The following is a 20,907-nucleotide window of genomic DNA, read 5'->3' on the forward strand; positions in this document are numbered from 1 at the left end:
GTTAAGCTGTCCTACATGCTTGATGTGAGACGACTGCAGGTCCTGCGCGCGGTGGTCACCAGCGGCACGGTCACCGCGGCCGCGGCCCACCTCGGCTACACCCCGTCCGCCGTCAGCCAGCAGGTGGCGGCGCTGGAGAAACAGGCCGGTACGGCACTGCTGGAGCGGGTCGGACGCGGGGTGCGCCCCACGGCGGCCGGGCTGCTGCTCACCGAGCACGCGGCGCTGATCAGTTCGGCGGTCGCCCAGGCGGAGACGGCGCTCGCCGACCTCCGCGCCGGGCGCACCGGCCGGCTGTCGGTCCGCTACTTCGCCACGGCCGGCTCCACGCTGGTGGCACCGGCCCTGGCCAGACTCCGCGCCGAGCACCCCGGCGTCCGCGTCGACCTCGAACTCGCCGACCCGGAGGACCCGTTCCAGGAGGTGGCGGGAGGCCGGGCCGACCTGGCCGTGGTGGTCCAGGCGCAGGACCGCACGGGCGGCGGCTTCCGGCTCGTCCACCTCCTCGACGACCCGTACGCGGCCGTACTGCCCCTCGGCCATCCGCTCGCCGGCAAGAAGACGATCGACCTGCACGAGCTGTCCGGTGAGCAGTGGGTGGGCAGCGAGCCCCCCGGTCCCTGCCTCGAACCCGTCATCGACTCCTGCGCGGCGGCCGGCTTCAGCCCCGACTTCGTCATCCAGAGCGAGGACTACGCCACCGCGCAGGGCTTCGTCGCGGCCGGCCTCGGCGTCGGTCTGATGCCGCGGCTCGGGCTGCGCAACCGGCACCCCGGTGTCGTCGTACGCCCGGTCCGCAACCCCGAGCCGGTCCGGGTGATCTCGGCCGCCGCCCGGGAGACCGCCCTCGAACAGCCGGCCCTGCGCGGCCTGTTGGACGCGCTGCGGGACGCGGCCGCCACCGCCGACCCGGGTGACGAGCCTCGGTCGCCATGACCGCGGCCTGCGGCGTGCGGGCCGCGGGGGCCGGCGGCGGTGGTGTGCGGGGCGCGTGTCAGGCGCCGTGCGCCCCGGGCACGGCGGGCGCGGCGGGTACGGCGGGTACGGCGGGTACGGCGTTCAGGGTGACCACACTGGCGAAGATCTCCTTGTCGTGCTGCCGGGCGCTGATCCGTACCCGGCCGGGGTCCGCCAGCCGCTCGGCCTCCATCCAGCAGGGGGCGTCCATCTCGGCGTAGCGGACGAAGTCGGAGTCCATGCCGGTGACCGCCGTCGTGCCGGGGTGTGCCGTGGCCAGGGCCGCCTGGCGGGCGGCTTCCAGGAGCAGCATGCCCGGCACGTGGTCGACGAGGTGGTCGAAGAGGGTGGGATGGGTGGTGTCGACGCGCAGCTGCCAGCGGTCGGGCCGGTCGGTGGCGGCGAGCACCACGTCCTCGAAACGGTCGCGGCCGAACGGTGTGAGACCGGCCGGTGGCGGCAGCGGCACGGCGCGTGCGGTCGCCGCGGCCGCGTCGGCGTACGAGCCGCGGAGCCGGTTGTAGACGGTGCGGTCCTGGACGGTGAAGCGGGAACGGGCCGAGGCGAGGTGCCGGCCGCCGCGCTCCACCTCGACGCTCAGGGATATCGCGGCGGCGCGTTCGCGACGGTACGTCACCTCGGTGCAGGTGATGTGCAGTTCCAGCTCGGCCGGGTCGCCGTCGGCGTACGCGGCCGACGGGTCGAGGCTCCAGCCGAAGTCCTTCCACAGTAACTGGTGGCCGAACGGCACCCGGTAGGCGCCGTGGGACAGCAGCGGCAGCGTCTGGCGTACGGTTTCGCTGAGCAGGAGCGGGTCGTGCAGGCCCAGGCGGTTGACGTAGAACGGGTGCGTGGCGGGCCAGGCGGCGGTGACGGTGAAGGCGTCGGGCGCGGTCCGCCGCCAGTCGCGCAGCAGTACTTCGGCCTGGTTCGTCTTGTGCGTGAAATCCGGTGAAACCCTCTCAAAACGATTTTCGAGGGCGTGCTGGGCAAAGCTGATAGACATGGTTGACCCCCCTGTTGCGGTGACTCTCCTGTGGGCACGCGCAGGTGAAACGAGGGCGCTCGCAGTGACAGGGCGGCGCCGACGTGAATAAAATAGAGGTCGTTCTTTTTGTTTGTCTACGGATACGAGGGAGTCCGCTGATGGCGCGACAACGACAGGAGCGGGCGGAGCGGACACGGGTCGCGCTCATCCATGCGGCGGCGGAGGAGTTCGACCAGGCCGGGTACCACGGCGCGGGTCTGAACGCGATCCTGCGGCGGGCGGGCATCACCACCGGAGCCATGTACTTCCACTTCAAGTCGAAGGAGGAGCTGGCCCGTGCGGTCATCGTCGACCAGGCCGCCGAGCTGCGCTGGCCCCAGGAGCGGAAGGGCCTGCAGCAGCTGATCGACGTGTGCCAGTACCTGGCCGTGCAGATGCGCTCGAACGTGTTGTTCCGGGCGGGTGTGCGGCTGGCCGTCGAGCAGAGCGAGATGAACCTTCTCGACTACTCGATCTACGACTGGTGGGCCGAGCAGTTCGCCACGCACCTGGCGGAGGCGCGGGAGCTCGGGCAGTTGCGTCCCGACGTCGACGAGGCCGCGTTCCCGCAGGTGATCGTCGCCGCCTACACCGGGACGCAGATCATGTCCCGGCTCGCCACCAACCGGGTCGACCTGCCCGAACGCATAGAGACCATGCTGCGATGTCTGCTGCCGGCCCTCGCGCCGGCTGAGGTCGTCGACACGCTGGAGTTCCCGGGAGACGCCGACGGGGCGAAGGCGACGGGGGAGGCTGCCGCTTCATGAAGCCTGTCCGGGTCTTGCTGACGGGCCCGACCGGGTTCGTGGGGCGGGCGGTGCTCGGGGCTCTGCCGCGCGCGGAAGGCGCGGGCGGGGGAGCGGTCGAGGTGCGTGCGGTCGCCCGCGCGGTTCCCGCGGATGCCGGGGCGCCGGCGGGCGTGGAGTGGGTGCGGGCGGACCTGGCGGACCCGGCGTCGCTGGCCGGCGTGGCGAGCGGCACGGATGTGCTCGTGCATCTCGCCTGCCGGGTCGACGGCGACGCGGAGGAGTGCGAGCGGACCAACGTCGATGGCACCCGGGCGGTCCTCGCCGAGGCCCGGCGGGCCGGGGTGGGGCGCGTCGTCCACCTGTCCACGGCGGCGGTGTACGGGCCGGGACCGCATCGGGGCATCGCCGTCGACGGGGTGACGCCGGCACCGGTGTCGGCGGCCAGCCGTACCCGGTTGGCCGCCGAGCGCATCGCGCTCGACGCGGGCGGGGTCGTACTGCGGCCCGGTCTCGTGCTCGGGGCCGGGGACCGCTGGGTGGTGCCCGCGCTCGCCGAACTGCTCCGGCGGGTGCCTGCGGGGTGGGACGGCGGGCGCGGGCGGGTGTCCGCGGTCGACGTCGGGGACCTGGCCCGGCTGGTGACCGCGGTGGCCCTGGCCCCGGACCGCGAGGTGCCCTCCGGGGTGTACCACGCCGGCCATCCCGTGCCGGTGCGCAACCGCGACCTGATGGCCCGGCTGGCGGAGCTGGACGTCCTGCCGCGGCCGGCCGGTGACCTGCCGTGGGACCAGTGCCTGGCGCGCCTGCGGGAGGCCCCGGGGCGCATCAGCGAACGGCAGTTCGCACTGCTGGCCCGGGATCACTGGTACGAGAGCGAGGAGATCTGGCGGTTGACGGGCTGCGCACCGGGACCGGGACCGCTGGAGCGGTTGGGCGGGGCGGCGGGGTGGTACCGGAGGCAGCTCGCGGCCGCCGGGTGACGGTCTGCGACCGCCGTGCCCGCCGGGCCCGCCGGGCCTGCCGGGCCTGCCGGGCCGGGGGTCCGGCGACCGGTGCCCCGTGCCCCGGTCTCCCCGCTCCGCGACGGTGGCCGTGGCGGCACCCTCCCGTCCGCAGGGGTGCGGATGCCCGGCCCGGCGCACGCGGTTGCCCCCGGAGCCACCCGGGCGCCGGCCCCGAGGCGCCGCCGACGGGCCGGCGTGCCCTGGCACATACCACCGGCATTACCTCAACTTGGCCAAGTAGTTGCCGAGTTGGGCAGACGGGGTGTCCAACGGGGAAGCGGCGGTAGGTTCGGGAGACTGAGGGCCCTGCCCTCTCGTCCCACAAGCGAAGGAACGGCGGGCGGGAGCGCGACGACGGGTCCCCGCCCCCGGTGCCCGGAGCACGCAACACCGTCCTGTGGCCCGTGGGTGTCAGTTCCCGTGACGGATACCGAGGTCAAGCCCATGGTGAAGCAGGTGCGAGCGGAACGCACCCGGCAGGCGCTGGTCGCGGCGGCGGCCGTCGAGTTCGACCGACAGGGGTACGCCGGTACCTCACTGTCCGCCGTGCACCGGGCCTGCGGGGTGACGATGGGGGCGCTCACCTTCCACTTCTCCGCCAAGGCGGAGCTGGCCACCGCCGTCTGCCACGAGGCCGAGGACGTCACCCGGCGGGCGCTGGCCCGGCCCGCCCCGGACGGCGCGCTCCAGCCGGTCGCCGAGTTCACCTTCGCGGTGGTCCGGCTGCTGGACGAGGAGGTCACCGTGCGCGCCGCGGCCCGGCTCACCCAGGAGCAGGCCGTCTCCTTCCGCTGGCACGCCGTCTGGCGTGCCGCCCTGCGGGAGGCGGTGGCCCGGACCCGCGAACGGCCCGGACCCGAGCCCGAGGAACTGGAACTGCTGGCCCTCTACCTCACGGCGGGCGCCGAGGCGGCGCTGCGCGCGGGCCGCACCGGCAAGGAGGTCCGCGCCCAACTGGAGCGTCTGTGGGCGCTGGTGTGCGATCCCGGGCCGTCGGCTGCCGCCGCGGCGCGTCCACCGGGCGCCGGCGCGTGTACACCGGGCGCCGTCGCGAGTCCGGTCGGCGTCCTTCCCCCAGCCCCTTCCCCTTCCGCGTCCCCTTCCGCGTCCCCTTCCGCGTCCCGTTCGTCGTCCCCCTCTCCGTCCCTGCCCGCGTCCTCATCCGATACGAAAAGGCTCACTCCATGATGCGACGCTGCGCGCTCGTCACCGGCGGTTCCCGGGGCATCGGGGCCGCCATCGCGACCGAACTCGCCGCCGCCGGGCACCGGGTGGCCGTGCACTGCCGTGCCGAATCCGCCGCCGCGAAGGCCGTGCTGGACGCCCTGCCCGGCACCGGTCACGCCCTCGTCACCGGCGACGTCGGCGCTCCGGGCGCGGCCCGGGAGATCATCGAGTCCGCGGTGGGACAGCTCGGCACGGTCGACGTCCTCGTCAACAACGCCGGCGTCTACGCCGAACAGCCCGTCGCCACCACCTCGTACGAGGACTGGCGGGCCGACTGGCGACGCCTGCTCGACGTCAACCTCCTCGGCCCCGCCGACCTCGTCTGGCACCACGTCGACCACCTCCGCCACCGGCGCCAGGGCCCCCAGGGCGCGCGGATCGTCAACGTCGGCTCGCGCGGCGCCTACCGCGGCGAACCCGACGCTCCCGCCTACGGCGCCACCAAGGCCGCCCTGCACGCGCTGACCCAGTCGCTCGCCCAGTCGCTCGGCCCGCTCGGCATCGCGGTGACCGCCGTCGCGCCGGGATTCGTCCGCACCGACCTCACCGAAGCCACGCTCGTCGGGCCCGTGGAGGACGACGTACGCCGGCAGAGCCCGTTCGGCAGGATCGCCGTGCCCTCCGACGTCGCGGCCGCCGTCGCCTGGCTGAGCAGCGCCGGGGCCGAGTGGTGCAGCGGCACCGTGCTCGACGTCAACGGCGCCTCCCACCTGCGCTGAACCCCGTACCCACCGACCACGAACGGAGACACCGTGCGCGCCGCCCTTCTGCAGATCGCCGTACGACCGGAAGAACCCGTCGCCGAGCGGCGAGACCGCGTGGCCGCCCTCGTCCGCGAGCAGCACGGCGCCGATCTCGTGCTGCTGCCGGAACTGTGGACGCTCGGCGCGTTCGCCTTCGACACGTTCCGGGCCGGGGCCGAGCCGCTCGACGGGCCCACGGCCCTGGCCATGGGCGAGGCCGCGGCCCTCGCGCGGGTCTGGCTGCACGCAGGCTCGATCATCGAACGCGGCCCGGGCGACACCCTGTACAACACCTCCCTGGTGTTCGCACCCGACGGCACCCTCCACCGGGCGTACCGGAAGATCCACCGCTTCGGCTTCGACCGCGGCGAGGCGACGCTGCTCGCAAGGGGCGAGGAGACCGTCACCGCCGTGCTGGACGGGCCCGGCGGGGCCGGACTCACCGCGGGGCTCGCCACCTGCTACGACCTGCGCTTCCCCGAGCAGTTCCGGCTGCTGGCGGACGCCGGTGCCGAACTGTTCCTCGTCCCGGCCGGCTGGCCCGCGGCCCGCCGCGCCCACTGGTCACTGCTGGCCCGCGCCCGGGCCGTCGAGTCACAGGCGTACGTCCTCGCCTGCGGTACGGCCGGCACCCACGCCGGGGTCGAACAGGCCGGGAACAGTGTCGCGGTCGACCCGTGGGGCGAGGTGCTCGCCGAGGCCGGGCCGGGCGAGGAGACGCTCGTCGTCGACCTCGATCCGGCGCTCGTGGCGAAGACCCGCGCCGAGTTCCCCGCGCTCCGCGACCGAGTGCTCGGTGTGCCGGCGCCCCGGTGACCGGCTCCCGGCGACGGGTGTCGCCCGCCCCGCGACCGCCGGGGCGGGCGACACCCGTCGCCCGTGCCGGACGCGGACCGTCACTGCCGTCAACCGCCGCTCCCCGCAATCCCGTTGGATCCGCTGCCGTGGCCCCTTGCGGGCCACGCGGCAGACGTGTAACACTCTTTCGCGAGGCAGTCTGCCCACTTTCAGGTGCTCCGAAAGTTCCGGGAACTCTCCCCTGGGCCCTCGCACTGCTGTCGCGTCGCCATCGAGCGGCGCTTTTTTTGTTTCCCACGAAGGTGAGGCGTCCATGGCCGACCCGACCCCGTCGCAGTCCCGCCCGCGGCAGTGCGCGTCGCACCGCTGCGGCCGGGCGGCCCGTTCCGACGCGCTGCGCCGCAGGCCCGCCGCGCCAGGCGCCCGGCTCTGCGGATCGTGCGCACGCGCCCTCGCGGCCGACCTGGCGGCGCTGCCCGCGCTCCACCACGAGAGCGAGCAGCAACTCGTACTCCCCGCGCGGCGAGCGGGCCTCGCCCGGGTCACGGGCAACCACCCGGACGCACCGCCGGTGAACGACGCGGCGCTGGAGGCCCGCCACGACGCCGTCGTACGCCTGGCCTCCTGGGCCCGGCTCGTGCTGGACGAGTGCGCGGACGCGGACGCCGGGGCACCTCCCGGCCGTACCGTCCCCGAGCTGGCCGCCTTCCTCGGCCGCCACGCCGGCTTCCTGGCCGCCCACCCCGCCGCGGGCCCGGCGGCCGACGAGATCGCCCAGGTGGCCACCGCCCTGCGGCTCGTCGTGGCGTCGCCCCGGCCGGAACTCGTACCGCTCGGCCGGTGCGTGGAGCCCGGCTGCGACGCCGAGGTGTCGCTGCCCGGGCGCGGTGGCGACGAACTGGTGCTGCGCGGACCGATGTGCGACGCCGGACACGTCCTCACCCCACGCCAGTGGCTCCTCCTGAACCAGCGTCAATCCACGGCCCGGACCAAGGAGTCCGCATGAACGACGACGTACAGACCCCGCGCGGCAAGCGCGTCCCCACCTCGCTCGCCGCACTCGCCCTCGGCGTCCGCGAGGGCACGATCCGCCAGTGGGCCCGCCGGGGCAAGATCACCCGGTACGGCACGAAGCGCCAGGCCCTGTACGACCTGAACGAACTGGCCGCGCTCGCGGCCGGCGAGAGCGCCACGTAGCCACACCCGGCACCACGTAACCCCCCCACCCACAGCACCGTTCGGCACCCGCCGCGCGGCGCTTCCGCCTGCCCGGAAACGGGCCGGCACCCGAGGAGAGACGACTGTGGAGACACCCCAGATGTCCCAGGCATCCCAGGCATCCCAGGCGACCCAGTGGCAGGAGCACTGGCAGACCCGCCGCGATCCCTTCGTCGCGGAGTGCTTCCGGGCGCGGGAGAGCCTGCGCGCCGACCTGAAGGACCCGCGTGCCGCCCAGGCCCGCGTCCTGGACGACCTCATCGACATCGGCGCCAGTTCGCTGCACTGGAAGGAGGAGGGGTACGACGTCATCGCCGCCGACCCCGCCACCTTCCGCTCCGTGCTGCCCATCATGCGCTACGACGACTTCGCCGAACAGATCGACCGGGAGACCCGTACCAAGGGCGGCGTCCTCTCGTGCAGCCCCGTACTGCGCTGGCTCAAGACCAGCGGGACCACGGGCACCCCCAAGCGGATCCCGTACACGCTGCACTGGCTGCTGAAATACCGGATCCCCGCGATGAAGGCCATGTGGGGCACCTACCTGGAGCACCACCCCGAGATCCTCGCCCACCCCTGGGCCACGCTCGACACCCAGACCGTCCGGGAGGACGTCTACGACTTCGTGCACGGGGTCGAGCACCAGGCGATCAGCAACCGCCATCCGCAGATCAACAGCCTGGACTGGAACCCGCCGTGGTACGAGTCCCCCTGGTTCGGCCCCGACGCCCCCACCAGCCACGCCGGGCGGATGTACCACCGCGTACGGCACCTCGTCGGCAAGGACCTGCACTACATCTCGGCGATCAACCCCAGCACGCTCGTCTCCCTGCGCGACCTGATCGCCGAGCACGGCGCCGAACTGGTGCGCGACCTGCGTGAGGGCACCTTCCGGGGCAGGCCGTGGACCGACCCCGACGAGAAGGCCGCGCTCCACCTCGAACAGGCTCTGGCCAAGCCCGACTTCAGCCTCGTCGACGTCTGGCCGTCCCTCACCCTCTACAGCTGCTGGCTGTCGGCCTCGGCGGAGCTGTACCGGCCACGCCTGGACGCCGTACTGCCCGGTGTCGCCAAGCTGCCGTTCATGAGCTGCGGCACCGAGGGCGTCACCACCATCCCCGTGGACGAGACCCTGGAGAGCCAGCCGCTCGCCGTCACCCAGGCCTGGTTCGAGTTCGTCCCCGCCGACGTACCGCTCGGGCAGCTCCTCGACGCCGGCGAGAAGGTCGAGACCCTGCTGTACGACGAGGTCGAGGCGGGCCGCGACTACCACCTGATCATGTCCCAGGGGAACGGCCTCTACCGGCTGTGGACCGGCGACATCTACCGTGTCGACCGGATCGTCGACGGCACGCCCTGGATCCACTTCACCCACCGCGACGGCGTCTTCCACTCCTTCACCGGCGAGAAGATCACCGAGAGCCAGGTCACCCAGGCCATCCGGCAGGGCCTCGAAGGCAGCGGCCTCGACACCGGGCTGTACATGTGCGGGCCGCGCTGGGACGAGCCCCCGTCCTACACCGTCGTCGTCGAGGTGCCCGTCCCGGGGGCCGGGCTGGACGCGGAGCTGTCCGCCGCCATCGACCGCGAGCTGTCCGTCATCAACATCGAGTACGCCTCGAAGCGGGACAGCGGACGGCTCGCCGGCCTCAGGGTCCGGACCGTGGCGCAGGGCGCGATCGCCGCGTACGTCGAGTCGCGGCGGCAACGGGGCAACGCGACCCAGTACAAGTACAAGCCGTTCCAGAAGGACACCGACTTCGTCGACGCGATCGTCACCGGCTGACGCCCGCACCGCCGGTGTCACTTCCCCGGCATCCCCGACCACGCACGGAACGACCACGCACGGAACGACCACCACCGAACGACCACGCACGGAACGACCACGCATCGAACAAGGAGAGTTCGCCATGCTGGAAACCCTCAGGCCCCCGCAGAACACCCGCCGCGAGATCATCGACCTGCCGTCCGGCGACGGGGTCCGGCTCGCCCTGCACGTCTGGAAGCCGAAGCAGATCAAGGGAGCCGTCTTCTACTTCCACGGGCTGCAGAGCCACGCCGGGTGGCTGTGGGAAGTGGGCCCGCAGTTCGCCGACAACGACATCGCCTTCTTCGTCCTGGACCGGCGCGGCAGCGGCATAAGCCCCGGCGCGCGCGGCGGGATACCGGACGTCGGCACCGTCCTCGGCGACTACGCCCAGGCCGTCGCGTTCGTCCGGGAGATGATCGGCGACACCGTACCCCTGTCCCTGTTCGGGCACTGCCTCGGCGGCTCCTTCATGGCGGCCCTGATGAGCTGGGAGGGGTTCACCACCTCCTACGACGCGGCCGTGTTCTGCTCCTCCTGGCTCGGCCGGATGCACGCCACGCTCGACGCGGACGCGCGGGCGGCGGTCGCGGCGGACACGAGCGAGGAGCCGTGGGACGCGGGGCTGGACAGCGCCGACTTCACCGGCGAGGCCAAGTACCGGCACTTCATCGACCACGACGACCTGGCCGTACGGCAGCTGACGCGGCGGTCGCGGGCCGTGCTGCTGGAGCTGGAGCAGCTGTATCTGGCGCGCGCGCGGACCAGGCCGAGGGTGCCCGCGGCCACCTTCGTCTCCGGGATGACCGACCCGATCGTGAACCTCGACGCGGCCCACTCCGTCTTCCAGGACCTCGTCTCCGGGCGCGGCGCGATCATGAAGTTCCCCACCGACAGGCACTACCTCTTCTACACCGACGTCAGCGGCGACCTGGTCGACTGGACGTCGACGTACACCCTGCTCCAAGGGGTGAACCGTGGCGCCTGAGACCGGGAGCCCCGGACGGGCCCGGCTGTACCACGTCGAACTGCCCATGCGGACGCCGTTCGAGCATCCCGCCGCCCGGCGCCGTACGTCCGACAGCCTGGTCCTGAGACTCTCGGCCGACGGCGTGGACGGCATCGGAGAGTGCGCGCCGCGCTCGTACGTCACCGGCGAGACCGCCGCGAGTGTGCGCGCCGCGCTCGAACAGGTCGACTCCGCCGCGCTGTGCGCGGTGCTGACCGGCCGCGACCCGGAGGAAGTGCTGGGCCTGCTGCACCGGGACGGCTTCTCCCGGACCTTCGGGATCACCGGCGGCAACAACCTGCTCTGCCTGCTGGAGACGGCGGTGCTCGACTGGCTGGGGCGGCGGCTGGGCCTGGGCGCGCGCGCTCTGCTGCCGGGTGCGGAGGCCGGGACCCCACCGTCCCTGCCGGTCTCCCAGGTGCTCGATCTCAGCCTGGACGCCGAGGAGTTCCTCGCCTCCCGGGGCCCCTTCCACTTCGTCAAGATCAAGGCGTCGGACGACGTCGAGCACGACGCGCGGACCGTCCGCACGATCCGCGACAGGATCGGCGGTGACGTACCGGTCATGGTCGACGCCAACATGTGCTGGACCCCCGCGAACGCGGTCGGCCACGCCCGCCGGCTGCGCGAGGCCGGCGTCGACTACGTGGAGGAACCGCTGCCCAAGGGCTCCTGGGAGGCGCTGCGCGTGCTGCGCCGCGACGGCGGGGTGCGGATCATGCTGGACGAGTCGGTGTGCACGGCCCGGGACGCCCGTACCGCGGTGGAGTCCGGGGCGTGCGACGCGTTCAACATCCGGGTGTCGAAGAACGGGGGACCGCTGCCGGCGGCCGGGCTCGTCGACTACGCCCGCGAGAACGGGGTCGGCTTCCAGTTCGGGGTCCAGGTCGCCGAGGTCGGCCCGCTCATCAACGCGGGCCGGGCCCTGGCCTTCGGCCGCCCGGACGCGCTCACCGTCGAGGCCGGCCAGTCCGACCGCTTCTTCCCCGAGATGATCGTCGCCCCGCCCCCGGCCGTCGACCGCGGCACCAACACCCTGTCACCGGCGGGCGGCACCGGCTGGGGCATGGCCCTGGCCGCGAGCGCGGAGCGCTGGGCGGTACGGGACCTCTGAGCCCGCCCCTCGCCCGAACCGCCCTCTCCCTCCTCCCACTTGCACGTCACACACCGCATCCCCCGCCCGAAAGGGAAGACCGTCATGACCGTACTGTTCGAATGCACCTACCGGGGCGGCCGTTACTTCGGCCTCGGAATCCCCAAGGACGGCGAGCCGCTGCACATCACCCCGCTCGGCAACCTGGACCTGGGGAAGCTGCTCGTCCGGGGCGGCGACGCCGCAGTGCGGCACGCCGCCGCCGAGGCGGTGGCCGTTCCCGCGAGCCGGCGCGACGCCGTGTCCTTCCGGCCGCCGCTGCTGCCCGCCCACCTCGGCGACGCCATGGTCGGCGGCTTCATGCAGACCCACAACGTCAAGGTGGACGCGGACACCCCGAGCCAGCCCAACTGGTTCCTCAAGGGGCTGGGCGAGGTGCTGAAGACCTCCGGGGAGGAACTGCGCGCGCCCGCCGGTTCCGTCGCGCTGACCGAGGAGGCGGAGATCGTCCTCGTCTACGTCACCGACGACGACCACCGGCCCCGGTACGTCGGCCACACCTTCGGCAACGACCTCACCGACATCGGCCGCTTCCGCCGCCACCGCGGCCACCTCTCCTACGCCAAGCTGTGCGACGCGGCCGTGGCACCCTGGCTGTTCCTCGGCGAACCGCCGCGCCACGTCACCGGGCACGTCACGATCGAACGGGACGGCGAGCCCTGCTGGCGGGGCGACTTCACCACCGGGACCAAGGCCCTGCACTACGGGCTCGACGACATCATGTCCGAGCTGTTCTCCTACGACGCCCTGCTCACCCCCGGCCGCGTCCACTACGTCTACATCGGCGCCGACCGCAGCAGCTTCCACGACGGCCACCGCATGGCCGACGGCGACCGTGTCACGCTGGACTTCGCCAGCCACGGCGTCACCCTCTCCAACACCGTGCGGTGGGCGTCGCCGGGGCTCGCGGCCGCCACGCACGAGGGCTCGTGAGCCGGGGCGAGAGGGTGCGCAGGCTCGGCGACACGGAGGCGGCGTTCGCCTACGCCCACGCACTCGTGCACGGCAGCGGCCGGCTCACCACCACCTTCACGGTGAACGGCGTCCTCGCCCCGGAGCGGATCGAGCGCGCGGTGGAGACGTGGGTACGGAGGCTGCCGCTGCTGTCGCTGCGGATCGAGGACACCGGCGACGGCGGACTGTGGTTCCGGCAGGGGACGCCGGGACCGCACCCCGTCCGCGAGCGGGAGGTGGACGGGGAACGGCTGTGGGCGCTGAGCGTCGGACGGACCCCGGTGGGTACGACCCGTTTCTCCCTCGCCCTGCACCCCGCGATCTGCGACGGATACTCCGTCGGCCGCCTCGTACGGCCCTTGCTGGACGCCCTGTTCGGCACGCCGGGTTCCTGTTCGGGGGAACAGGAACTGCCTCCCGACCTCGACGGGCTCACCTACCAGGGCGGGGCCGCGTGCGGGTGCGGGGTGTGCATGCCCTCCGGGTCGCCGCGGCGGGGCAGGCGGGACGCGACGCCGTGCGCGGGAGACCGTGACGGCCGGGCCGGGCGGGTGGACCGCGCGGGTGACGTCGTGACCCTCGCCCTGGACGCCCGCGCGTCCCGTCGGCTGCGTGACTGGTGCGGGACCCGGCAGTTGACGGTGAGCGGGTTTCTCACCACCGTGCTGGCCGACGCGCTGGTCCGGGCGAGCGGACGCACCGAGGTCACGGTCGCCACGGCGGTGTCCCTGCGGCGGAGCTACGCGGAACGGACGCTGATCACCGAACAGGGCTGTGTGCTGGGCATGGTGCGGGCGGCGCTGCGGGCGGGGCCGGGCGGCGACCCGGTGGGTGCGGCCCGGGCGAACACGGCGGCGCTGTGCGCGGCGGGGCGTGCGTGGCGTCCGGAACGGCGCGCGCACACCGCGGTCCGCCGCGCCGTGGAGCGGGTGGCGGCGGGGGAGGGCGGGGTGGAGTTGCGGGTCGTCGACGCCGGTTCGCTGGACACCGCGCTGGGCCCGCACGCCGGCAGGGTCACGGGGCTCCGGACCGTCGCGGCACATGGGGGGACGCGGCTCGGCGGCACCCTTCACCTGTCGTCGTTCAAGGGGGCGTTGACGGTGGCTCTCGCCGCCGGCGGGCCGTGGGCGGCGGTCGCGGAGCGGGAGCTGACGGATGCGGCGCTGCTGCGGTCCGCTCTGCTCCCCGTGTAAAGGCACAGGTGGGAGCGGTGCGCGGGGGCGGACTCCTCAAAGTCGTAGCCGGGTGGCCCCCTTTCTTGAAAACAAAGAGTTCGTTCTCTATTTTTTTAGGGCGGGCCTCGGACCGGTGAGGCCCGTCCAACCGCGCACAGCCGAGAGGAAGGAGGCGCGTCATGGCGAGGACGCTTTCCGCGGTGGCTCCCGGCCCGGCCCGGACGGTGGCCGGCTCCGTCGCGCACCGCACCGCCCTCGACGCCTTCGTCGCGGAGATCTTCGACCGGCTGCCCCGCTCCGACCAGCGCAGATGGGCCCATGTCTACACCCGTGGCCTGCTGGTGACGCCGGGTCGCAAGACGGTACGGCGGCTCGCGGCCGCCCTGCCCGACCCGGCCACGGCCGCCCAGGCCCTGCACCAGTTCGTCAACGCCAGTCCGTGGGACTGGGCGCCGGTCCGCGCCCGGCTCGCCGACTGGGTCGTACGGCGGTCCCGGCCCCGCGCCCTGGTCCTCGGCCCGGTGGTGCTGCCCAAGCGCGGCAACAGCTCCTGCGGGGTGCACCGCCGCTTCGTCCCGCGGGACGGACGTACTGTCAACTGCCAGCTGGGCGTCAGTGCCTTTCTCGCCGCGGACGACGCGACGGTCCCCGTCGACTGGCGCCTGCTGCTGCCCGGCGCCTGGTCCGAGGACCCGGAGGTCCGCGGCCGGGCCCGGGTGCCCGAGACCGCCGGCGGCCCCCAGGACTCCGCCGAGGCACAGGCCCTGGACCTGGTCGACGAGGTCGGCCGGGGCCTGCCGGACCCGCACGGGCTGCCGGTCGTCGCCGACCTGGTCGGCTTCGCGGACGGCGGTGCGCTGGTGAGCGGACTGGCCGCGCGGCGGCGGAGGTTCGTGGTGGCGGTGCCCGGGGACCTCGTCGTGGTGCCGGACCGGCCGGCGGGAGGCGGGGCCGGGCGCGTCCCGCCCGGGGCGTACGGCCGGGCCGACTCGGGCACGGCGGGACCCGCCGGGGCGCGGGCCGGTGCCGTCATCGCGCGGAGCCTGCTCGAGGCCCGCCGCGCCCGGCCGCAACTCGGCCCCCCGGCGGGGACCGAGCCGGACCGGGCCCCCGCCCCGGAGCCGGCGGCCGTGGCGACGGGGGTGGTCCGCCTCCCCGGCCTCCCCGTCGCCCTCCGGCTGGTCTGCGAACGCCGGACGGAGGGGACCGGGGGCCCCGGTGACGGCGTGCGGGTCTGGCTCACCGATCTCGTGGACCGGCCGGCGCAAGAGGTGCTGGCGCTGGCCCGGCTGCACACGGAGGCCGTCGACACGGTGGAGCGGCTGGCCGAGGACTTCGGGCTGCGTGCCTTCGAGGGGCGTTCCTACCCCGGCTGGCACCACCACATGACGCTGGTCTCCGCCGCCTTCGCCTATGGCACCCTCGGCTCCGCCACCGCGCCGCCGGGCCCCCCGGTCCCCGCCGCACACGCACCGAGGGCCGGCCGGCCGCCGCGCGGAGCGCGCAGCGGTACGGCACCGGCCCGGAGCGCCGGGGGTCCGGGCCGGGGTGGGGAAGCCCCCGCACGGGCTGCCGCACACCCGCCGCGGCCTTCCGCGGTCCCGACCGCCCCGCTCTCCCCTCTCTCCCCGCGTCGGTCACCTGTTCCGGTCAACGGCACAGCGGGCGACAGGCCACCGTCCCCTCAGCAGGCTGTGCTCGTGGGCCGAGGCAGCACAGGCACCGCGCCAGGTGCGCCGCCGCCCCGGGGTCCTGAAGGAGGGCACATGGACTCGTCCGCGACGCGCCGAGGGCACGACGAGAACGCCCGAACTCCCCGTGGCATCGCCCCCCACCTCTCCGACACGACTGGATGCTCCTGATGACCCTTCCCAAAGCGTTCTGGCTGCTCTGGTGCGGGCAGACCGCCAGCCGGCTCGGTACGCTCGCCCCCGCCTTCCTCGTCCTCTACCTGGAGCAGGACGGCCGCGTCGCCCCCGGCACCACCCCGCTCGTCGTCGGGCTCTTCGGCGCCGGTGTCGTGCTGTCCGGCCTGGTGGGAGGGGCGGTCGCCGATCTGATCGGGCCGCGCCGGACCATCGTCGCCGCCCAGCCGGTGACCGCCGTGATGGCCCTGCTGTTCGGTGTCGCCGACCATGTCGCCGCGTTGTGCGCGCTGTCGCTGATCACCGGGTTCCTGTCGGCGGTGGACCGGCCGGCCGGGGCCGGGCTGATCTCCGCGATCGTCCCCCAGGAGCAGTTCTCGAAGGCGTACAGCCTCTTCCTGGTCGGCTTCAACATCGGGATGTCGCTGAGCCCGGTCGTCTCCGGGTTCCTCCTCGAGGTCAGCCCCGGCGCCCTGTTCGTGGTCTGGGCGGTCTCCAGCCTCGTCTACGCGGCCCTGGTCTTCGCGGTGCCCGCCGACCCGCGGCCCGCGCGGGACGCCGACCGGCCCGCCGGGGCCGCGGCCGCCCTGAAGTCGGCCGCGCGCGGCATCGCCGAACCCTTCCGCACCCCCGTCCTGGTCGCCTTCCTCCTGCTGACCTTCCTGCTGGCCTGCATCTACCTCCAGGTCAACTCCGCGCTGCCGCTGGACATGCGGGACAGCGGGCTGACCACCGGGGACATCGGGTTCGTGTTCGCCGTCAACGCCGTACTGTCGGTCCTGCTGCTGCCGCTCGTGCCCCGCCTGGTCGGCCGGCTGCGCGCCCACGTGCCGCTGGTCCTGGCCGCCGGGTTCATGGCGCTCGGCTTCGGGGCCAACGTCCTCGCCGACGGCATGGTGACCTTCACCCTCGCCACCGTCCTCTGGACCCTCGGCGAGGTGCTGTGGGCCCCCATGTCCGCGACCTTCATCGCCGACCGGGCTCCCGCCGGACGCACCAGTACCTACCAGGGCTCGTACTTCTTCGCCTGGAACGCCGCGTTCGTCGTCGGCAGCCCCGCCGGACTCGCCTTCGCCCACGCCCACGGCTACGGACCGCTGTGGCTGTCCGTCCTCGGCCTGGGCCTGGCCGTGGCGCTCGGCTTCGCACTGCTGCCGAGGCTGACCGGCTTCGCGGCCGGGACCGCCCCCGAGTCCGAGTCCGAGTCCGAGACCGAGTCCGAGACCGAATCCGACGCCGTCCCGTCGGGCGCCGTCCCGTCGGAGGCCGTCCCGACGAGCGACCTCCGCTGAAGAAATCCCGACCACAGAGACAAGGTGATCCCACATGTCCGCACCCACCCCCCGCACCGCACTCCTCGTCGGAGCCGCCGGCGGCATCCTCACGGAGGTCTCGCGCAAGCTCGCCGAAGAGGGTCACACGCTCGTCCTGTTCGACCGGGACGCGGAGGCCGTGGGCCGGCTCGCGACGGAGCTGGGGCAGATCACGAAGGTCGAGGCCGTCGTCGGTGACATCACCGACATCCCGGCGGCGGAACGCCAACTGACCGACATCGTCGACCGGTTCGCCCCGTCGATCCTCGTCAACGGCGTCGGCGGCGACACCCGGGTCATCGGCTACGCCGACCTCACCACCGACCACTTCGACCAGTCGTTCCTGGAGAACGTGGTCAGCAGCTGGATAGCGGTCAAGGTGTGCGCCCCGCGCATGGCCGCCGACGGCTACGGCCGCATCGTCAACTTCGCCTCGGCGGGCGGCCGTACGTACAGCCACTTCAACAACGCCGCGTACGTCGGGGCCAAGGCCGCCGTCATCGGCATGACCAAGCAGATGGCGTACGAACTCGCCCCGACCGGGGTCGTCGTCAACGTCGTCGCCCACGGTCCCGTCGCCACCGAGCGGGTCGCGGGGGCGTTCGAGCGGCGCGACCCCGCGCAGCGGGCGGCCGTCCTGGCCAAGCTGCCGATGGGCCGCTACGGCACCGTCGCCGAGGCCGTCGGCAGCGTGCTCCACCTCTGCTCGGAGAGCGCCGGCTACTCGACCGGGTCCGTCATCGACATCAACGGCGGCCTCTACATGTGAGCCCCGCCCCCGTCTCCACCCCCGCCCCCACATCGTGACAACGGAGGTTTCCATGGCGCAGTTCGTCGTCGAGTTCGAGTACAACGTCGACCGTGCGGGCCGCGAGCACCTGCACCCCGCCCACACCGACTACCTGCGGGCCCTCACCGACAGCGGCGTACTGCTGCTCGGCGGGCCGCTCCAGGACACCAACGGCGGTCTGCTGGTCTACGAGGCCGAGGACCGGGACGCGCTGCAGCGGATCCTGGACGCCGAGCCCTACGTCACGGGCGGCATCGTCCGCCGCATCCGCATCCGGCAGTGGGCCCCCGGCAAGGGGTCCTGGGTCGCGGGGCAGTCCCGGACGGCGGCCTGAGCCCGACGGCCTTCCGCCCCCCCCCGCCGACCCCACCCGTTCCCGCCCTCCCCGGGGGCTGCGCTCCCAGACCCCCGCGTTCGCTAAGCGACCTTCCCCGAAAGGACCGACTGACGTGCTTCTGACGCCAGTGCCGCAAGCCGCCACACCTCTGCGCCGTGAAGCGCTGCACGCCGGCATCGTCGACCCCGACATGGACTCGATGCGCCTGCTCAGCGAGACGGCAATGAGGTTCCCCGAAGCGTTGTCGTTCTCGTCGGGGGCGCCCCACGACGGTACCCACGACCTCGCGAGGCTCTCCTACTACGTCGACCGCTACATCGCGCACCTGCGGGAGAAGGGGGTGCCCGAACAGCGCATCACCCGGCTGCACTTCCAGTACGGACCCGTCAACGGGTTCATCCAGGAAGAAGTCGCGCGGATGCTCGCCAAGGACGAGGACATCGTTGTCTCGCCCGAGGCCGTCATGATCACGCACGGCTTCCAGGAGGCGGCGCTGGTCGCCCTGCGGGGGCTGTTCCGGTCGCCCGACGACGTGCTGCTGTCCGTGTCCCCGGCGTACGTCGGCATCCGCGGCGCCGCCCGCATGCTGGACATCCCGGTCAAGGGCGTCACCGAGGGGCCCAACGGGCTCGAACCGGAGGCCGTGGCCGCCGCGGTGCGCGCCGTGCGCGCCGAGGGCAAGCGGCCCGCCGCGCTCTACCTGGTCCCCGACTTCTCCAACCCGTCCGGCACGGTCGTACCTCTGGAGGCGCGGCGGCGGCTGCTCGCGCTGGCCGCCGAGGAGGGGTTCACCATCCTGGAGGACAACCCCTACGGGTTGTTCGCGAGCGCCGAGGAGCGGCTGCCCACGCTGAAGTCGCTGGACACCCGGGGGGACGTCGTCTACCTCGGTTCCTTCGCCAAGTCCGCCTTCCCCGGCGCCCGGCTCGGCTATCTGGTCGGCGACCGCGAGGTGGTCGGCGAGGACGGCGTCCGGCGCACCCTCGCCCAGGAACTCTCCAAGGCCAAGGCGATGTTCACAGTGGGCTCGTCGTCGCTCTCCCAGGCGGCGATCGGCGGCATCCTCGTCGACGCCGGCCACGACCTGCGCGCCGCCACCCGCGATCTGGCCGCCGTCTACCAGAAGCGGCTCGCCGCCACCCTCGACGCCCTCGCCGAGCACTTCCCGCCCGAGCGGTACGCCGAGCACGGCGTGCGCTGGAACCGGCCGCGCGGCGGATTCTTCCTGGTCGTCGAGGTGCCCTTCGAGGCCGACCTGGCCGCCATGGAACGGTCGGCGCGCGACTACGCCGTCAGCTGGGCGCCGATGAGCATGTTCCACCTCGAAGGCGGCGGCGAACGCGCCCTGCGCCTCGGCTTCAGCAACCTCACCCCCGCCGCGATCCGCGAGGGCATCGCCCGCCTGGCCCGCTTCATCGAGGACGAGTCCACGTCCACCCCGGAGGCCGTCTCATGAACAGGACACCCACCCGCCCCGTCGCCGTCGTCGTCGACGGCTACTCCGCCGGCAACTTCTACCCCGCCGCCTTCGCCGCGTACGGCACGGACGTCGTCCACGTCCAGTCCACCCCGGCGCTGATCCCGACGATGGCGCCGCCGGACCTCACCGCGTACACGGAGAACATCGCCGGCCACGGCGACGAGTCCGCCCTTGCCGAGCGGTTGCGCGCCCTGCACCCCGTGTGCGTGATCGCCGGGCAGGAGTCGTCGGTGCCGCTCGCCGACCGGCTGAGCGAGGCGGTCGGTGTCCCCTCCAACGGCTCGGCGCTGTCACCGGCCCGCCGTGACAAGTACGAGATGATCGAGACGCTGCGCCGGGCCGGGGTGCGCTGCGCGCGGCAGTTCAAGACCGACGACCCGGACGCGGCGGTGAACTGGGCCGAGGAACACGGCAGTTACCCGGTCGTCGTCAAGCCGCTCAGCTCGGCGGCCTCCGACGGTGTCGTCGTCTGCGACGGCCCCGACGCGGTGCGCGCCGCGGCCCGGACCGTGCTCGACGCGCCGAACATGTTCGGCCTCGCCAACACCGAGATCCTCGTGCAGTCCTATCTCAAGGGCACCGAGTACATCGTCGACACGGTCAGCTGCGGCGGCGAGCGGTACGTCTGCGGCGTCTGGGAGTACGAGAAGACGCTGCTGCCGTCCGGGAAGAACATCTACAACCGCGACCTCCTCGCCGACCCGGACGACAACCCGGTGGTCGCGGCGCTCACCGGGTACGTCGACGAGGTCCTCGCCGCGCTCGGCGTCGCCTGGGGACCCGCCCACGCCGAGGTCATCGTCACCGACGAGGGCCCCGTCCTGGTCGAGATCGGCACCCGGCTCAACGGCAACATCAACGCCCCCTTCCACGACCTGTGCCTCGGCCACAACCAGGCCGCGCTCACCGCGCAGGCGTACACCCGGCCCGACGAGTTCCGCGCCGAGCGCGCCGGCCGGACGTACGCCCGGCTGCAGCCCGCCGTCGTCTACAACACCCCGACCGAGCTGGACGGTGTCGTGGAGTCCGTCGACGAGACGGCCGTCGCGGAGATCCGGTCCCTGGAGAGCGTGTTCTTCGCGGCCGTCAAGTTCGGCCCCGGCGCCCGCATCAAGCCCACGGTCGACCTGCTGACCAGCTCCCTGCGGGTGTTCCTCACCGCACCGGACGAGGCGACCCTGGCGGCCGACTACGAGAAGGTCCGCTCGCTGAAGGACGCGGTGTACCGCGTCGCCTGACCGTCGCCCTGCTCCCTCTGTTCCTCGCACCTCTCCCGCGCACATCCCGCGCGCACATCCCGC

20 protein-coding genes are annotated in these 20,907 nt (G+C 73.3%); 19 read left to right on the forward strand and 1 reads right to left on the reverse strand.

Translation table 11 applies throughout. The features are described 5' to 3' along the window. Window positions 1-15: 15 nt before the first annotated feature. The gene (locus tag ACFY6U_RS36020; protein WP_390045081.1) at window positions 16-936 is read left to right on the forward strand and encodes a LysR family transcriptional regulator; all 921 of its coding nucleotides are present in this window, start codon (window positions 16-18) and stop codon (window positions 934-936) included. Between the two features lie 58 nt (window positions 937-994). Here ACFY6U_RS36020 and ACFY6U_RS36025 read toward each other — a convergent pair whose 3' ends face one another. Further along, window positions 995-1,963 carry a ScbA/BarX family gamma-butyrolactone biosynthesis protein gene (locus ACFY6U_RS36025; RefSeq protein WP_390045083.1) on the reverse strand — a complete coding sequence of 323 codons (969 nt, stop codon included), beginning with the start codon at window positions 1,961-1,963 and terminating at the stop codon, window positions 995-997. A 140-nt stretch (window positions 1,964-2,103) separates the two neighbouring features. Here ACFY6U_RS36025 and ACFY6U_RS36030 point away from each other — a divergent pair, with 140 nt between their 5' ends. The 18 genes from ACFY6U_RS36030 to ACFY6U_RS36115 all read left to right on the forward strand — a co-directional run bounded on the left by ACFY6U_RS36030 (window position 2,104) and on the right by ACFY6U_RS36115 (window position 20,844). Further along, window positions 2,104-2,751: a ScbR family autoregulator-binding transcription factor gene (locus ACFY6U_RS36030; RefSeq protein WP_390045084.1), complete on the forward strand. Its 648-nt coding sequence runs from the start codon at window positions 2,104-2,106 to the stop codon at window positions 2,749-2,751. Next, window positions 2,748-3,713, forward strand: coding sequence for an NAD-dependent epimerase/dehydratase family protein (locus ACFY6U_RS36035; protein WP_390045085.1), 966 nt, complete (start codon window positions 2,748-2,750; stop codon window positions 3,711-3,713). Before ACFY6U_RS36030 ends, ACFY6U_RS36035 begins: the two co-directional genes overlap by 4 nt. A 444-nt stretch (window positions 3,714-4,157) precedes the next feature. Further along, window positions 4,158-4,925, forward strand: a complete 768-nt coding sequence (locus ACFY6U_RS36040) for a TetR family transcriptional regulator (RefSeq protein WP_390045087.1) — start codon at window positions 4,158-4,160, stop codon at window positions 4,923-4,925. Next, window positions 4,922-5,683, forward strand: a complete 762-nt coding sequence (locus ACFY6U_RS36045) for an SDR family NAD(P)-dependent oxidoreductase (protein WP_390045088.1) — start codon at window positions 4,922-4,924, stop codon at window positions 5,681-5,683. Before ACFY6U_RS36040 ends, ACFY6U_RS36045 begins: the two co-directional genes overlap by 4 nt. Before the next feature lie 33 nt (window positions 5,684-5,716). After that, window positions 5,717-6,523, forward strand: a complete 807-nt coding sequence (locus ACFY6U_RS36050) for a carbon-nitrogen family hydrolase (RefSeq protein WP_390045090.1) — start codon at window positions 5,717-5,719, stop codon at window positions 6,521-6,523. Window positions 6,524-6,818: 295 nt separating this feature from the next. Beyond that, window positions 6,819-7,511 carry a hypothetical protein gene (locus ACFY6U_RS36055; protein WP_351499459.1) on the forward strand — a complete coding sequence of 231 codons (693 nt, stop codon included), beginning with the start codon at window positions 6,819-6,821 and terminating at the stop codon, window positions 7,509-7,511. Further along, on the forward strand, window positions 7,508-7,702 hold the full coding sequence (locus ACFY6U_RS36060) for a hypothetical protein (RefSeq protein WP_390045092.1): 195 nt from the start codon (window positions 7,508-7,510) through the stop codon (window positions 7,700-7,702). The genes ACFY6U_RS36055 and ACFY6U_RS36060 overlap by 4 nt, the downstream gene beginning before the upstream one ends. A 121-nt stretch (window positions 7,703-7,823) precedes the next feature. Continuing rightward, window positions 7,824-9,509 (forward strand): GH3 auxin-responsive promoter family protein, encoded by a 1,686-nt coding sequence (locus ACFY6U_RS36065; RefSeq protein ID WP_390045094.1) that lies wholly within the window; start codon window positions 7,824-7,826, stop codon window positions 9,507-9,509. Between the two features lie 124 nt (window positions 9,510-9,633). Then, window positions 9,634-10,518 (forward strand): alpha/beta hydrolase, encoded by an 885-nt coding sequence (locus ACFY6U_RS36070; protein ID WP_390045096.1) that lies wholly within the window; start codon window positions 9,634-9,636, stop codon window positions 10,516-10,518. After that, on the forward strand, window positions 10,508-11,653 hold the full coding sequence (locus ACFY6U_RS36075) for an enolase C-terminal domain-like protein (RefSeq protein ID WP_390045098.1): 1,146 nt from the start codon (window positions 10,508-10,510) through the stop codon (window positions 11,651-11,653). The genes ACFY6U_RS36070 and ACFY6U_RS36075 overlap by 11 nt, the downstream gene beginning before the upstream one ends. An 84-nt stretch (window positions 11,654-11,737) precedes the next feature. Beyond that, on the forward strand, window positions 11,738-12,625 hold the full coding sequence (locus tag ACFY6U_RS36080; RefSeq protein WP_390045100.1) for an FAH family protein: 888 nt from the start codon (window positions 11,738-11,740) through the stop codon (window positions 12,623-12,625). Next, window positions 12,622-13,839 carry a hypothetical protein gene (locus tag ACFY6U_RS36085; RefSeq protein ID WP_390045102.1) on the forward strand — a complete coding sequence of 406 codons (1,218 nt, stop codon included), beginning with the start codon at window positions 12,622-12,624 and terminating at the stop codon, window positions 13,837-13,839. The genes ACFY6U_RS36080 and ACFY6U_RS36085 overlap by 4 nt, the downstream gene beginning before the upstream one ends. 161 nt (window positions 13,840-14,000) lie before the next feature. Then, complete coding sequence (locus ACFY6U_RS36090; protein ID WP_390045104.1) at window positions 14,001-15,683, forward strand: IS701 family transposase; 1,683 nt, start codon at window positions 14,001-14,003, stop codon at window positions 15,681-15,683. Next, the gene (locus ACFY6U_RS36095) at window positions 15,683-16,978 is read left to right on the forward strand and encodes an MFS transporter (protein WP_390045106.1); all 1,296 of its coding nucleotides are present in this window, start codon (window positions 15,683-15,685) and stop codon (window positions 16,976-16,978) included. The genes ACFY6U_RS36090 and ACFY6U_RS36095 overlap by 1 nt, the downstream gene beginning before the upstream one ends. Before the next feature lie 34 nt (window positions 16,979-17,012). Then, a complete protein-coding gene (locus ACFY6U_RS36100) occupies window positions 17,013-17,768 on the forward strand; it encodes an SDR family NAD(P)-dependent oxidoreductase (RefSeq protein ID WP_390045108.1) in 756 nt (251 codons plus the stop codon). A 52-nt stretch (window positions 17,769-17,820) separates the two neighbouring features. Continuing rightward, a complete protein-coding gene (locus tag ACFY6U_RS36105; protein ID WP_390045110.1) occupies window positions 17,821-18,123 on the forward strand; it encodes a YciI family protein in 303 nt (100 codons plus the stop codon). Window positions 18,124-18,238: 115 nt separating this feature from the next. Continuing rightward, window positions 18,239-19,582, forward strand: coding sequence for a PLP-dependent aminotransferase family protein (locus ACFY6U_RS36110; protein WP_390045112.1), 1,344 nt, complete (start codon window positions 18,239-18,241; stop codon window positions 19,580-19,582). Next, entirely contained in the window at window positions 19,579-20,844 is a 1,266-nt protein-coding gene (locus ACFY6U_RS36115; RefSeq protein WP_390045114.1) for an ATP-grasp domain-containing protein, read from the forward strand. Before ACFY6U_RS36110 ends, ACFY6U_RS36115 begins: the two co-directional genes overlap by 4 nt. The last annotated feature ends 63 nt before the right edge of the window (window positions 20,845-20,907 follow it).

Source organism: Streptomyces sp. NPDC013157 (assembly GCF_042899865.1).
Taxonomy (GTDB): Bacteria; Actinomycetota; Actinomycetes; order Streptomycetales; family Streptomycetaceae; genus Streptomyces.

Coding starts and splice junctions, on each gene's coding strand:
- ACFY6U_RS36020 (WP_390045081.1), top strand. CDS start 16: ATGCTTGATGTGAGACGACTGCAGGTCCTGCGCGCGGTGGTCACCAGC.
- ACFY6U_RS36025 (WP_390045083.1), bottom strand. CDS start 1,963: ATGTCTATCAGCTTTGCCCAGCACGCCCTCGAAAATCGTTTTGAGAGG.
- ACFY6U_RS36030 (WP_390045084.1), top strand. CDS start 2,104: ATGGCGCGACAACGACAGGAGCGGGCGGAGCGGACACGGGTCGCGCTC.
- ACFY6U_RS36035 (WP_390045085.1), top strand. CDS start 2,748: ATGAAGCCTGTCCGGGTCTTGCTGACGGGCCCGACCGGGTTCGTGGGG.
- ACFY6U_RS36045 (WP_390045088.1), top strand. CDS start 4,922: ATGATGCGACGCTGCGCGCTCGTCACCGGCGGTTCCCGGGGCATCGGG.
- ACFY6U_RS36055 (WP_351499459.1), top strand. CDS start 6,819: ATGGCCGACCCGACCCCGTCGCAGTCCCGCCCGCGGCAGTGCGCGTCG.
- ACFY6U_RS36060 (WP_390045092.1), top strand. CDS start 7,508: ATGAACGACGACGTACAGACCCCGCGCGGCAAGCGCGTCCCCACCTCG.
- ACFY6U_RS36065 (WP_390045094.1), top strand. CDS start 7,824: ATGTCCCAGGCATCCCAGGCATCCCAGGCGACCCAGTGGCAGGAGCAC.
- ACFY6U_RS36070 (WP_390045096.1), top strand. CDS start 9,634: ATGCTGGAAACCCTCAGGCCCCCGCAGAACACCCGCCGCGAGATCATC.
- ACFY6U_RS36080 (WP_390045100.1), top strand. CDS start 11,738: ATGACCGTACTGTTCGAATGCACCTACCGGGGCGGCCGTTACTTCGGC.
- ACFY6U_RS36090 (WP_390045104.1), top strand. CDS start 14,001: ATGGCGAGGACGCTTTCCGCGGTGGCTCCCGGCCCGGCCCGGACGGTG.
- ACFY6U_RS36095 (WP_390045106.1), top strand. CDS start 15,683: ATGACCCTTCCCAAAGCGTTCTGGCTGCTCTGGTGCGGGCAGACCGCC.
- ACFY6U_RS36100 (WP_390045108.1), top strand. CDS start 17,013: ATGTCCGCACCCACCCCCCGCACCGCACTCCTCGTCGGAGCCGCCGGC.
- ACFY6U_RS36105 (WP_390045110.1), top strand. CDS start 17,821: ATGGCGCAGTTCGTCGTCGAGTTCGAGTACAACGTCGACCGTGCGGGC.
- ACFY6U_RS36115 (WP_390045114.1), top strand. CDS start 19,579: ATGAACAGGACACCCACCCGCCCCGTCGCCGTCGTCGTCGACGGCTAC.